Raw genomic sequence first — 12,562 nt, 5'->3', positions numbered from 1 at the left:
AACCGACGGATCCGACGGTGGGGATCGACTTCGGCGGCACCACGATCAAGGGAGCGTTGGTCGACACGGGCACAGGCCAGCTTGCGTCCGACTGGGTCCACGTCGACACACCGCGGCCCTCCAGTCCCGATCTGGTGGTCGAAGCGATCGGTCATGTCGTCAGTCGCGTAGCCACGTCTACCGCAGCGATCGGTGTAGCTGTTCCAGGAATCGTGCGAAGGGGCGTGCTCTGCTCAGCAGCAAACATCGATCGCGGATGGATCGGGGTCGACGTTGCAACATTGCTGCGACGGGAACTGGATCGACCCGTCGACGTCCTCAACGACGCCGACGCAGCCGGACTGGCTGAGGTGCGCTTCGGTGCAGCTCGAGCCGGTGTGGCCGGCGACTCCGCGTCCGGACTGGTTCTTGTCACAACCCTCGGCACCGGCATCGGATCAGCGCTCATCTCTGGCGGAACAGTGGTCCCCAACTCCGAGTTGGGCCACCTTGAGGTCGACGGCCGCATCGCTGAGGCGTGGGCTGCGACCAGTGTCCGCGAGCGGGAGGATTTGTCCTACCCGGAGTGGGCCGCTCGGCTGACTCGTTACTTCCAACACCTGGAGCGACTGTTCTCCCCGGACCTCTTCGTCGTCGGAGGCGCTGTGAGCCAGTCGTGGGACCTCTTCGGGCACCTCATCGACATAGCGACCCCGACAGTGCCAGCGGTGCTCGGTAACCGCGCAGGCATCGTGGGTGCCGCTCTCGCCGCAGCGACGCAGCCGGTAGGTCGTCAGCGGTGAGCTACCTCAGTGCATTTGGGTGGGACGAAGTGGATCGCAGGGCCATCGGTGTCGAGCACCCCCTCCCCGACCCAAGCCCACGGGAGCGACTGCGCAAGTCGAGCACCAGTCATTTGTGCTGGTGACCTGCGCCTGGGGCCGCGATGGGCCTCCTCGGTGAGTCGGAGGCCGACGTGGCTAGATATCTCCTACCGGAACCTTGTGCCGTCAGTTTCAGGACGGCTGTGACCGGACGCGCCAGCTCCTACAACTTCGTGTCGCGTCGAGGCGACTCATTGCCGTGCTTCGCCGTCGCCGGGTAGGAGGCGGCTGCTCTATCCACCCGTCGCTTGGGCATGATCGGGGCGGCAGTTCGTCCAAAGCCGTGCCGTCGAGCTCACTTGCCCGCCGCCTCCCGCGGGTAGATAAAGACCGCACCGTCTTTCGGTGCTCCGCGCTTACTCCGCGGATTGGGGCCGAGGAACCGCGAGATTCTCCGCGTCGAACGGGTAACGTGGTGGTTGTCAACGACACCGATGTCGGGTGTCAGCCCAGGTCAGAGCAGGTTTCGCCGCGTTTCTCCGAGATCCGGCGGCACGGGGCGGCCGCCTTGTCGCAATGAGAAGGCCAGGGGTTCGAGTCCCCTCACCTCCACCACACACAACCGCCCGTCACCTGTGAAAACAGGTGGCGGGCGGTTCTGCGTGCGTGCGTGCGTAACGAACAGGGACCCGCCGACGCTGGGTGAGTAGGGGACCAGCGGTGCGGTTACTCCCCTTTCTGCTCGCACCGCTGGAACTCTCGAGCACGGCAGCGCGCCCGGACAGCGGGCGATCAGCGGTCCCGCAGCATCTTCTTCTGCGTACGCCGACCCTGGGCCACCACGAGCGGCGCGACGGCGACCGCGAGCCGGGGCATCGCGTCGGCGACGCGCGCCTGCAGCCCGCGCGACCGGGGCACGGTGGTGACTGGCCGCGGCCGGTCGAGCACGCGCGCGACGGCGGCGACCACGTCCTCGGGCTGCAGCAGCCGGCCCGAGAACGAGAGGGCCGCGCCGGGGTCGTCCAGCTTGTCGTGCAGCATCGGCGTCCAGATCCCGTCGGGGCACACGCACGAGATGTCGATGTTCCGCACCCGCGCCAGCCGGAGGTCGGTGAGCGTGCTGAGGGAGAAGCCGAGGGCGGCGTGCTTGGAGGCGGCGTACACCGCCTCTCCCGGCACCGGCGCCAGGCCGGCGAGGGAGACGATGTTGACCACGTGGCCACCGAGCGGGCGCATGGCGGCGATGGCGCTGACGGTGCCGTTGATCGTGCCGAGCGCGTTGACCTCGAGCATCAGCCTGCGCGCCGCGGCGTCCTGCTCCCAGGCCGGACCCGTGACGAGCACGCCGGCGTTGTTGACCCACACCTCGAGCCTCCCGGCGCGGCCGACCAGCTCGTCGCGAGCCGCGTCGACGGCCGCCTCGTCGCGTACGTCGAGGGCGCGGGCGCTCGCCCGCGGTCCGAGCTCCGCCGCCACCGCCTCGGCGGCCGCCTCGTCGAGGTCGGTCACCAGCACCTCGTGCCCACGGTCGACCAGCAGGCCGGCGATCAGCCGGCCGAGGCCCCGTCCTGCTCCGGTGACGACGGCACCCCCACGGGTGGTCGGGGCGGTCCTGGTGCGAAGTCGGGTGCGCATGGCAGGTGAGGCTAGGCCACCGGCGCCGCACACGCCCCGCTAGCGTCGGGGGCGTGACGGACTTCCAGCGCATCTTCGTGGTGGGCGCGCAGGCCGGTGCCGACGAGGTCGCGCGGCTGCGGTCGTCGCTGAGGCCCGGCGCGACGGTGCTCACCGCGCCGACCGCCGAGGCCAGGCGGGTCGTGGAGGGCCTGGGGGTCGATCCCGTGCCCGACGTGCTCCTCGCCCCGGTCCGCTTCCCCGACGTCGACCGGGGCCACCGGCTCGACGAGCTGGTCCGCCGTCACGCGCTGCGCGACCGCTTCCGTGACGTCGTCGTGGTGACCGACCCGGCCACGGTGACGCTGCTGCTCCGGGCGCTCGCGCCCGACCAGCTGCCGATGACCGGCGCGGTGACCGAGGTCGGACTGCCCCGCGGGCCGCGCCCGGTGCCGCTGGTGCAGGCGGCACTCGGGGGAGCCGGACTCGCGTTCGTGGCCGTCCTGGCCGCCAACGTCGTGCCGATCTGGTTGCTTCCACTCCTGGTCGTGGTCGCGGGTGTGGTGCTCCTGCTGGTGCCGCGCCTGCGGCACCTCGGCGAGGCGCTGCTGATCGCGGTGGCCGTCTCCGTCGCGGTCTCGCTGCTCGCGATCGCGGGCTCGTCGCGCTTCCCCGGGAGCTGGTGAGCGGTCAGCGAGCGGATGCGTCGAGGGCCGGCGTACGGCGCAGCACGACCACCATCGCGCAGACGGTGAGGAGCAGCGCCGAGGCGAGCGCCACCACGCCACTCCAACCGGCATGGGTCCACGCGGCACTGCCGAGGTTGCCGAACACCGACGACCCGACGTAGTAGGCGAAGAGGTAGAACGCCGCGGCCTGTCCGGTGCTGACGCCGGCGAGGTGCGCCCGGGCGGTCACCCAGCCGCTGGCCAGGCCGTGGACGCAGAAGAAGCCGACGGTCAGTGCGCCGACGCCGACCACGATGACCGGCAGCGAACCGCTCAGGGTGAGCAGCACGCCGACCAGGGCGACCGCGCAGCCGGCCGGGATGGTGGCCCGGCGTCCGATCCGGTCGGCCACCCGTCCCGAGACCGTCGAGCTGACGGTGCCGAGCGCGTACACGAGGTAGACGAGGCTGATCGTGCCCACGGACAGGTCGTACGGGGCTGAGCTGAGCCGGAACCCGAGCGCGTTGAGCACGGCGACCAGGGCGCCGACGGCACACGCGCCGAGCACGTAGAGCGCGACCAGGGCGCGGTCGGCGAGGGCCGCCCGCGCCATCCCCGCCGTTGCGCGCAAGCCGGCGCCGCGCGGTCGCGGCACGAAGCCGCGGGACGCCGGCAGGAGCCACGCGACCAGCGCGGCGCTCGCCAGCGCCAGGCACGAGGCCGCGGCCAGGCCCCAGCGCCAGCCCGCCGCATCCGCGACGGGGGCGGTCACCAGGCGGCCTGTCATCCCGCCCAGCGCGGTGCCGCCGACGTAGAGGCCGAAGGCTCGCCCGTGGACGGACGGGTGGAGCTCCTCGCGCAGGTACGCCGTCGCGACGGCCGGCAGCCCGGCGAGGGTCACGCCCTGCAGCACGCGCAGCCCGAGCAGCACCTCCCACGTCGGCGCGACCGCGCTCGCGAGGGCGACCGCTGCGGCGGACCACAGGGCGACGTGGATGAGCCGGGTCCGACCGACGACCTCCGACAGCGGACCGGCGACGAGCAGGGTCACCGCGAGCGCCGCGGTGGTGAGCGACAGGGCCAGGGTCGCGCGCGTCGGCGTGACGTCGAACGCCGTCTCGAGCTCGGGCAGCAGGGACTGGATGTCGTAGAGCAGGACGAAGGTCGCCATGCCGGCCGCGAACATCGCGACCATCACCCGGCGGTAGCCGTCGGTGCCGGCGCGGTAGGGCTCCGGGTCGGTGCCGTCGAGCGAGGCCCGGGTCGGCAGGTGGAGAGTGCTCACCGGCTCGAGGATGCGCCCTGGGCGTGCATACGTCCAATGTCGAGAGCAGCACGTCACGATACGCGAAGCGTATGATTCATGTCGTGCTGATGCGCGACCTCTCCTGGCTCCTGGTGCTCGCCGAGGCGGGTCACGTCACGGACGCCGCCACCACGATCGGGACCAGTCAGCCGACGCTGTCGCGGGCCCTCGGTCGGCTGGAGGACGAGCTCGGCGTCCGGGTCTTCGAGCGTGTGTCGACGGGCGTCGTGCTCACGCCCGACGGCGAGGTCGTCGTAGAGGCCGCGCGCGACCTCGTCGGCCGGGACGCCCTGCTCCGGGCGACCCTGGCCAACCGGCTCGACCCCGGCACCGGCCTGGTGCGGCTCGCCTTCCTGGACTCGATGGCCACCACCCTGGTGCCCCGGCTGCTGGGCGCCTTCCACGCGTACGCGCCGGGGGTGAAGGTGGTGCTGAGCCAGGAGCCGGCCCACGAGATCCGCCGCGACCTCGACCGCGGCGCCGTCGAGCTCGGCCTCACGATGGAGCACGCACCCGGACACGCCTGGTCCCCGGTCCAGCAGGAGCGGCTGGTGGTCGTCGTACCCCCGACGCACCGCCTGCGCCACCGCAAGCGGGTCGATCTGTCCGAGCTCGTGGACGACGAGCTGGTGACCACGCCACCCGGCTTCGGGCACAGCGCGCTGGTGCAGGGACTGATGGGGGAGGCCGGGGTCAGCCTGCGGGTGTCGTTCGAGAGCGCCGACCTCGCCACCATCGAGGGACTGGTGGCCGCCGGACTGGGCGTCGCCATCGTGCCGGAGGCCTTTGCCGGGTTGTCCGGGTCGGTGGGGCTGTCCCTGGCGTCGGCAGGGGCGAGCCGGACGATCGGCCTGACCTGGCGCACCGACCGGCCCTTGGCGCCGCCGGCGCGGTTGTTCCTCGACTTCGCGCGCGATGGCTCCTGGTCGTCCTGAGCGCGCCGCAGCCCGACGCGGCCCGCGACGCACGACGACCCCGCCCGGGCTGGATCGGGCGGGGTCGTCGGAGTCGTGAGGGTGTCGGGTCAGCCCTTGCGGGGACCGAACAGCATGCCTCGCACGGGGCCGGTGTTGCGCGGCTGGGGGATCGCGGGCGCGGGCCACCACTCGACGCTCCGGTAGCCGGCGCGGTTGAAGCCCTCGCGGTAGACGTAGTGGTCGCCGCACGAGCAGACCCAGCGCTCACCGACCTCGTGGGCCGCGGCCTCGGTGGGCGCACCGTCTGTCTCGAGACAGACGTGGATGACCGTTTGTTCCATGGCGCGCCCTCCCTGGCGTCAAGCACCCGAACCGGTCGGGTTGATCCATCGTGCGATCCGGCTCCGCACAACGCCATGGGTATTCACAAAAAATTGGACTTCTTGAGGGAATCTCTGATGATCGTGCCGACTTGGCTGGTCAAGGTCTGGCCCGCTCAGATCCAGCGTCGGAGCCAGATCCGGGCGTCCCACTCCGACTTGGTGAGGAGCACGTCGGTCCAGATCGGCCAGAACCAGGCGAACGCCACCAGCGCCAGCACGGTGTAGCTCCCGGCGACGACGACCCCGAACGTACGCCGGGGCGTCGGCACGTCGGAGGTGCCGATCAGGTGCCCCATCGCGAGCACGACGGACAGCACCAGGAACGGCAGGCTGGTGATGGCGTAGAAGAAGAAGATCGGGCGGTCGTCGTAGAGGAACCACGGCAGCCACGTGGTGGCGAGGCCCGCCACCGCGACGCCGTGGCGCCAGTCACGGGCGCCGACCCAGAGCAGCACCGAGGCGATCATGGCCAGGCAGCCGCCCCACCAGATCACCGGGTTGCCGAGGAGCAGGATCTGCCGGATGCACGTCGAGCCGGAAGGCGCGTCACACCCCTGCGCGCCGGGCTGGATGTCGGTCTGGGCGTCGACGCCGACCGGTCGGCCCATCACCAGCCACGTCGACGGCTTGCTGGCGTAGATGTGCGTCGAGTCGTTGAGGAAGTGGCTGTGGAACGTGTAGACGTCCTGGTGGTAGGACCAGAGCGACCGCAGCGACTGGGTGACCTCGCCGAACCCGTCGGCGTCCGGCTCGCCCGGGACGCACTCCGCCGTGGGGGGCGTCGGACACTGCGCGGTCGGCCACGCCTTGCCGCCGCCGTACGACGTGTACTGCGTGTTGCTGAACGCCACCTCGTAGGCGTCGGCGTGCATCAGCCAGCCGGTCCAGGTCGCGACGTACGTCACCAGCGCGACCCCGATCAGGGCGATGAAGGCAGGGATGCCGTCGAGGAAGATCGAGCGGAGCAGTGGTCGCTCCTGGCCGAACGCGCGCCGGGCGCCGGCGCTCCACAGCCAGGCCAGCAGGCCGAAGACCGCGAGCGCGTAGACGGCCGACCACTTGGTGCCGCACGCCAGCCCGAACGCGACGCCGCCGGCGAGCAGCCACGGTCGCCACCACGCCTGCCACCAAGGACGCCCCACTCCCGACGCGAGCCGGTCGCGCAGCCACTGGCGGTCGGCGACCACGCAGTGCACGCCGAGCAGGGTGAAGAAGGCCAGGAAGATGTCGAGGAGGGCCAGCCGCGACAGCACGAGCTGGAGCCCGTCGACCGACAGCAGCAGCCCGGCGACCAGGCCGAGCACGGTCGAGCCGGTCACCCGGCGCACGAAGCGGCACATCAGCAGGACCATCAGGGCGCCGATGACCGCCGACGCCATCCGCCAGCCGGACGGGTCCATGCCGAAGACCTTGATGCCGGCGGCGATCAGCCACTTGCCGACCTCGGGGTGCACGATCATCGACGGGCCGTCCTGCCACAGGCCGGTCACGTTGCCGTTGAGGATGGTCTTGTCGGCGTCCTCGACGTAGGCGCGGACGTAGCCGTGGTTGAGCAGCGACCAGGCGTCCTTGGCGTAGTAGGTCTCGTCGAAGGAGAACTGGTGGGGCGTGCCGAGGTGCCACCGGCGTATGAAGAAGGCCAGGCTCGCGAGGCAGATCGCGCCGACCCAGCCGGGCAGCTTCTCCTCGGACCTCCAGCGCGGGCGGTTGCGCTCCGCGGCTGTGGGGGTCACGCGGGAACTCTAACCAGAGCCGGTGGCAGATCCGAGGTCTGACATGGCGCCCTGACATGATCGGGACATGGCTCGTGACAGCTCGACCGGCGTGCTCGTCCTCGCGGGCACCCCGATCGGGCAGGCCGGTGACGCACCGCCCCGACTCGCGGCCGAGCTGTCCGGTGCCGACGTGGTCGCGGCCGAGGACACCCGGCGGCTGAAGCGACTCTGCGCCGACCTCGGCATCACCCTGTCGGGTCGTGTCGTCTCCTACTTCGAGGGCAACGAGCAGGCGCGTACGCCGGTGCTGCTCGAGGCGCTGCTCGCCGGGGACCGGGTCGTCCTGGTCACCGACGCCGGCATGCCGAGCGTCTCCGACCCCGGCTACCGGTTGGTGGCCGCCGCGGTCGAGCACGACGTACGCGTCACGGCCGTGCCCGGCCCCAGCGCGGTGCTGACGGCGCTCGCGGTGAGCGGGCTCCCGGTCGACCGGTTCTGCTTCGAGGGCTTCCTGCCGCGCAAGGCGGGGGAGCGCGGCCGTCGCCTCGCCGCGCTCGCGACGGAGGAGCGGACGATGGTCTTCTTCGAGGCGCCGCACCGCACCGAGGCGGCGCTGGCCGCGATGGCCGACGCGCTCGGCGACGACCGTCCCGCCGCCGTCTGCCGCGAGCTGACCAAGACCCACGAGGAGGTACGCCGCGGACCGCTGGCCGAGCTGGTCGCGTGGGCCGCGGAGGGCGTACGCGGTGAGGTCACGATCGTCGTCGAGGGATCGAGCGGCGCTCCCGCCGTCGACACCGACCCCGGGTCGCTGCGCGCGGCCGTCGCGGACCTCGAGGCGTCCGGCTCGACGCGCAAGGAGGCGATCGCGGAGGTCGCCAAGCGCGCGGGGCTCCCCAAGCGGGAGGTGTACGACGTTGTCCACCGCTGAGCCGACCCGGTCCCGTGCTGCGACGGAGGAGAAGACGGGCGCCCGCCGCGACCGCGAGCGCCCGCCCGCCCCCGACCCGCTGCCCCACCCGGTCGTGGACAACCACTGCCACCTCGACATCGCCGACGGCGACTGGCTCGACACCGCGGGCGCGATCGCCGCAGCGGCGGCGGTCGGGGTGCCGCGCATCGTGCAGATCGGATGCGACCTTCCGGGTGCGCGGTGGGCGGTCGCTGCCGCCGCCGAGCACGTCGCACTCGTCGCGGGCGTCGCGCTGCACCCCAACGAGGCGCCGGGGCTCGCGGCGGCCGGACGGCTCGACGAGGCGCTGGCCGAGATCGAGCAGCTCGCCACAGCGCACGACAAGGTGCGCGCGATCGGTGAGACCGGGCTCGACACCTACAGACATGCACAGAGTCGGACGGGCGAGGACGGCCGGGCCGCGCAGGAGGAGAGCTTCCGCCGCCACATCGACCTCGCCAAGCGCCTCGACAAGACCCTCGTGATCCACGACCGCGATGCCCACGACGACGTGCTGCGGGTGCTCGACGAGGAGGGCGTGCCCGAGCGCTGGGTGATGCACTGCTTCTCGGGCGACGACGCCTTCGCCCGCCGGTGCCTCGACCGCGGCGCCCACCTCAGCTTCGCCGGCACGGTCACCTTCAAGAACGCTGCCCCCCTGCGCAACGCGCTCGCCGTCACGCCCCTCGACCGGGTCCTGGTGGAGACCGACGCACCGTTCCTCACGCCCACGCCGTGGCGCGGTCGACCCAACGCCTCCTACCTGGTGCCGGTGACCGTGCGCGCCATGGCGGAGGTCCTGGCGGTCGACCTGGAGGAGCTCTGCCGGGCCATCGACGCCAACACCGAGGCCGCCTTCGGGGGGCCCTGGTAGGCATTTCCGTGACCGGCATCTCGCGCTTTTCTTCCTCGAAGAGTTTGCGTCACGGGGCTTCGTCGTTATCGTCTTGTGATTGTTGGCCGGGATCGGGATCGATGTCTGGCAGCACGAGGACCGGATCGGGCCGGTTCTGCGAGACCCCCGCTCGCACTCCGTACGCCCCGCTCGCAGCTCGAACGCGGCGTACGCACCGTGACCGGGGGTGCTGCCCCCGAGGCCCGGGGAGTACGACGTTCGGAGAATCGTGCGCTCTCGTTTCGCGCAGCTCAGCAGGTCCACGGCAGTGCTGGCGACCCTTGTCGGGGTCGTCGTGGCCGCCGTGGCAGGTACGACGGTCGGCTACGCCGCACTCAGCAAGGACGTGACCCTCACGCTCGACGGGCGCACCACGCAGGTGAGCGCCATCGGCGACACCGTCGGTGACGTGCTCGCCTCGGAGGGGATCGACCTCACCGATAAGGACCTGGTCGCACCCGCGGTCGACCAGACGATCACCGACGGCTCGGCCATCGCGGTCCAGTTCGGTCGGCCCCTCGAGCTCTCCGTCGACGGCGACACCCGCACCTACTGGGTCAACTCCACCAGCGTCGCCAGCGCCCTGGGTGAGATCGGCCGCCGCTTCGAGGGCGCCGACCTGTCGACCAGCCGCAGCTCCTCGATCGGCCGCACGGGCCTCACCCTGCAGGTCGTCACGCCGAAGGTCGTCCGCATCAAGCTCGGCGCAAAGGACCTCCGGAAGCACAAGGTCACCGCGTTGACCGTCGCCGACGTGCTCGAGTCGATGGGCTTCGAGGTCGACCGGCACGACAAGGTCACCCCGTCGCTCGAGACCGAGATCGCCCAGGGCGACAAGGTCGTCGTCAAGGACATCCGCATCGCGACCAGGAAGGTCCGGCGCGAGGTCGTCGACTCCCCGGTCATCGAGCGCGAGGACCCCACCATGTACGAGGGTGACGAGGAGGTCGTCCGCGAAGGATCCGACGGCGTCCGCAAGGTGACCTACCGCCTCCGCTTCGTCAACGGCGAGCTCGTGGCCCGCAAGGTCGTCGACGCCGACGTCAGCGTGAAGGCCGTCCCCACGATCGTCGCGGTCGGCACCAAGGAGCAGCCCACCAGCAACTTCGCCGGCGGCAGCACCGTCTGGGACTCCCTGGCGCAGTGCGAGTCCGGCGGCAACTGGGCCATCAACACCGGCAACGGCTACTACGGCGGCCTCCAGTTCAACCTCGGCACCTGGCAGGCGTACGGCGGCACGGGCCTGCCGAGCCAGGCCTCCCGCGAGACCCAGATCGCCGTCGCCAGCCGGCTCCGCGACGCCACCGGCGGCTACGGCTCGTGGCCCGGCTGCGCCGCCAAGCTCGGCCTGCCGACCTGACGCTCAGCCCCGCTGTAACGCCGGGTTACTGCTTGTACCCACCCCCTTGCATCACGGGGGGTACAGCCAGTAACCCGGCGTTACAGCGGCGGCTAGGGTTGCGCCCATGACCACGCCACCGGCCGGCCCGAGGCTCCTCGGGCCGGCCGAGGTGCGTGCGCTGGCGGCCGAGCTCGACCTGCGGCCGACCAAGCAGAAGGGCCAGAACTTCGTCATCGACGCCAACACCGTGCGCCGCATCGTCCGCGAGTCCGGCATCAGCGGAGACGACGTCGTGGTCGAGGTCGGCCCCGGCCTCGGCTCGCTGACGCTGGCCCTGCTCGACGTCGCGCAGCGGGTCATCGCGATCGAGATCGATCCGCTCCTCGCCGAGCGGCTGCCCGCCACCATCGCGGCGTACGCCCCGGGTCAGGCCGACCGGTTCGAGGTCGTGCTCGCCGACGCGATGCGCATCGACTCGGTGCCCGGGCCGCCGCCGACCGCGCTCGTCGCCAACCTCCCCTACAACGTCTCCGTGCCCGTCCTGATCCACCTGCTGGCCCTGCTGCCGTCCCTCGAGCGCGGGCTGGTCATGGTGCAGGCCGAGGTCGCCGACCGGCTGGCTGCCGGGCCGGGATCGAAGACGTACGGCGTGCCGAGCGTCAAGGCCGCCTGGTTCGCGGACGTACGCCGCGCGGGCGCGATCGGCCGCAACGTCTTCTGGCCGGCGCCCAACGTCGACTCCGGCCTGGTCGCCTGGACCCGCCGCGACCAGCCGGACACGACCGCCACCCGCCAGGAGGTCTTCGCCGTCGTGGACGCCGCCTTCGCCCACCGCCGCAAGCAGATCCGACCCGCGCTGCGTGAGCTCGCCGGGTCGGCTGACGCGGCCACCGCGGCGCTCGAGTCGGCCGGCGTCGACCCGACCGTGCGCGGCGAGATGCTCACGGTCGGGGACTTCGCGCGGATCGCCGAGGGCCTCGCGGCCACGCGCGCATGAGGGACCGTACGAGCGTGACGGTCCGGGCGGCCGCCAAGATCAACCTCCACCTCGGCGTCGGCCGGGTCCGCGAGGACGGCTTCCACCCGCTCGACACCGTCTACCAGGCGATCTCGCTTTATGACGACGTCACCGTGTCCGTCGACGACGCGGACCACCTGTCCGTCGCGGGTGCCGCCCACCTCGATCTCGACGAGATCCCCACCGACGGCTCCAACATCGCGGTGCGCGCCCTCGCCGAGGCGCCCTGCGACGTCCGGCACCACCTGCGGATCAGCAAGGAGATCCCCGTCGCCGGCGGCATGGCGGGCGGGTCGGCCGATGCCGCCGCTGCACTGCTGGCGCACGACCGGCTCCACGGGCTCGCCCAGCCCGACGACGTGCTGTTGGCGCAGGCGGCCCGGCTCGGCAGCGACGTGCCGTTCTCCCTCGTCGGGGGTACGGCGCGGGGCGTGGGGCGCGGCGAGCTGGTCACGCCCGTCGAGGACGAGGGCTCGTGGTGGTGGGTCGCCGTGCCGTCCGCCGCCGGGCTGTCGACGCCGGCGGTCTACCGCCACTTCGACGTGCTGCGGCCCGATGCCCCGGCCGAGCCCGCCTCCGCCGAGCCCCTGCTCGCGGCGCTCGCGACCGGCGAGCCCCTTCGCGTGGCGCGCGCCCTGCACAACGACCTGCAGGAGCCGGCCATCGACCTCCGCCCCGAGCTGGGCGACCTGATCGCCCGGGGTGAGGCCGAGGGCGCGCTCCGCGGGATCGTCAGCGGATCCGGGCCCACGGTCGTCTTCCTGTGCGACTCGGCCGACGGTGCCCGGGCGACCGCCGCAGGCCTGGTCGGCGCCGGGTACGCCGTCGCGCTGACGGCCACCGGCCCCGTCGCCGGCGCCCACGTGCTGGCCTGATCTGCTCTCGCAGACCCCGGGCGGCAGGCCGCGGCTGCCGCTAGGGTGTGCGCGACATTGCACGTCGCGCGGTT

At 72.1% G+C, this 12,562-nt stretch carries 12 protein-coding genes; 8 read left to right on the top strand and 4 right to left on the bottom strand.

Features of this window, described 5'->3' with window-relative positions:
* Positions 1 to 17: 17 nt before the first annotated feature.
* The gene (gene ppgK / locus EUA94_RS16735; RefSeq protein WP_242494935.1) at positions 18 to 782 is read left to right on the top strand and encodes a polyphosphate--glucose phosphotransferase; all 765 of its coding nucleotides are present in this window, start codon (positions 18 to 20) and stop codon (positions 780 to 782) included.
* 813 nt (positions 783 to 1,595) lie between these two features.
* On the opposite strand, the gene EUA94_RS16730 is transcribed toward ppgK, so the two are convergent.
* Positions 1,596 to 2,438 carry an SDR family oxidoreductase gene (locus EUA94_RS16730; RefSeq protein WP_129428034.1) on the bottom strand — a complete coding sequence of 281 codons (843 nt, stop codon included), beginning with the start codon at positions 2,436 to 2,438 and terminating at the stop codon, positions 1,596 to 1,598.
* 53 nt (positions 2,439 to 2,491) lie between these two features.
* On the opposite strand from EUA94_RS16730, the gene EUA94_RS16725 reads away from it, so the two are divergent.
* On the top strand, positions 2,492 to 3,103 hold the full coding sequence (locus EUA94_RS16725) for a hypothetical protein (protein WP_129428033.1): 612 nt from the start codon (positions 2,492 to 2,494) through the stop codon (positions 3,101 to 3,103).
* 4 nt (positions 3,104 to 3,107) lie between these two features.
* Here EUA94_RS16725 and EUA94_RS16720 read toward each other — a convergent pair whose 3' ends face one another.
* Positions 3,108 to 4,370 carry an MFS transporter gene (locus EUA94_RS16720; protein WP_242494934.1) on the bottom strand — a complete coding sequence of 421 codons (1,263 nt, stop codon included), beginning with the start codon at positions 4,368 to 4,370 and terminating at the stop codon, positions 3,108 to 3,110.
* A gap of 89 nt (positions 4,371 to 4,459) precedes the next feature.
* Between EUA94_RS16720 and EUA94_RS16715 the strand changes: the two genes are divergently transcribed.
* Positions 4,460 to 5,326, top strand: a complete 867-nt coding sequence (locus EUA94_RS16715) for a LysR family transcriptional regulator (RefSeq protein ID WP_242494937.1) — start codon at positions 4,460 to 4,462, stop codon at positions 5,324 to 5,326.
* Between the two features lie 89 nt (positions 5,327 to 5,415).
* Here EUA94_RS16715 and EUA94_RS16710 read toward each other — a convergent pair whose 3' ends face one another.
* The gene (locus EUA94_RS16710) at positions 5,416 to 5,649 is read right to left on the bottom strand and encodes a hypothetical protein (protein ID WP_129428031.1); all 234 of its coding nucleotides are present in this window, start codon (positions 5,647 to 5,649) and stop codon (positions 5,416 to 5,418) included.
* A 155-nt stretch (positions 5,650 to 5,804) separates the two neighbouring features.
* Entirely contained in the window at positions 5,805 to 7,424 is a 1,620-nt protein-coding gene (locus EUA94_RS16705) for a dolichyl-phosphate-mannose--protein mannosyltransferase (RefSeq protein WP_129428030.1), read from the bottom strand.
* A gap of 67 nt (positions 7,425 to 7,491) precedes the next feature.
* Here EUA94_RS16705 and rsmI point away from each other — a divergent pair, with 67 nt between their 5' ends.
* From rsmI to EUA94_RS16680, 5 genes are all read left to right on the top strand, one after another.
* Positions 7,492 to 8,337: a 16S rRNA (cytidine(1402)-2'-O)-methyltransferase gene (rsmI, locus tag EUA94_RS16700; protein WP_129428029.1), complete on the top strand. Its 846-nt coding sequence runs from the start codon at positions 7,492 to 7,494 to the stop codon at positions 8,335 to 8,337.
* Complete coding sequence (locus EUA94_RS16695; protein WP_129428028.1) at positions 8,324 to 9,232, top strand: TatD family hydrolase; 909 nt, start codon at positions 8,324 to 8,326, stop codon at positions 9,230 to 9,232. The genes rsmI and EUA94_RS16695 overlap by 14 nt, the downstream gene beginning before the upstream one ends.
* 250 nt (positions 9,233 to 9,482) lie before the next feature.
* A complete protein-coding gene (locus EUA94_RS22980) occupies positions 9,483 to 10,613 on the top strand; it encodes a resuscitation-promoting factor (protein ID WP_277986122.1) in 1,131 nt (376 codons plus the stop codon).
* Between the two features lie 106 nt (positions 10,614 to 10,719).
* Positions 10,720 to 11,592 carry a 16S rRNA (adenine(1518)-N(6)/adenine(1519)-N(6))-dimethyltransferase RsmA gene (gene rsmA / locus EUA94_RS16685; protein WP_129428027.1) on the top strand — a complete coding sequence of 291 codons (873 nt, stop codon included), beginning with the start codon at positions 10,720 to 10,722 and terminating at the stop codon, positions 11,590 to 11,592.
* Positions 11,589 to 12,488, top strand: a complete 900-nt coding sequence (locus EUA94_RS16680) for a 4-(cytidine 5'-diphospho)-2-C-methyl-D-erythritol kinase (RefSeq protein WP_129428026.1) — start codon at positions 11,589 to 11,591, stop codon at positions 12,486 to 12,488. Before rsmA ends, EUA94_RS16680 begins: the two co-directional genes overlap by 4 nt.
* Positions 12,489 to 12,562: the final 74 nt, after the last annotated feature.

This window comes from Nocardioides zhouii (genome assembly GCF_004137345.1).
Taxonomy (GTDB): Bacteria; Actinomycetota; Actinomycetes; order Propionibacteriales; family Nocardioidaceae; genus Nocardioides; species Nocardioides zhouii.
This window is presented reverse-complemented; position numbering and strand designations above follow the sequence as displayed.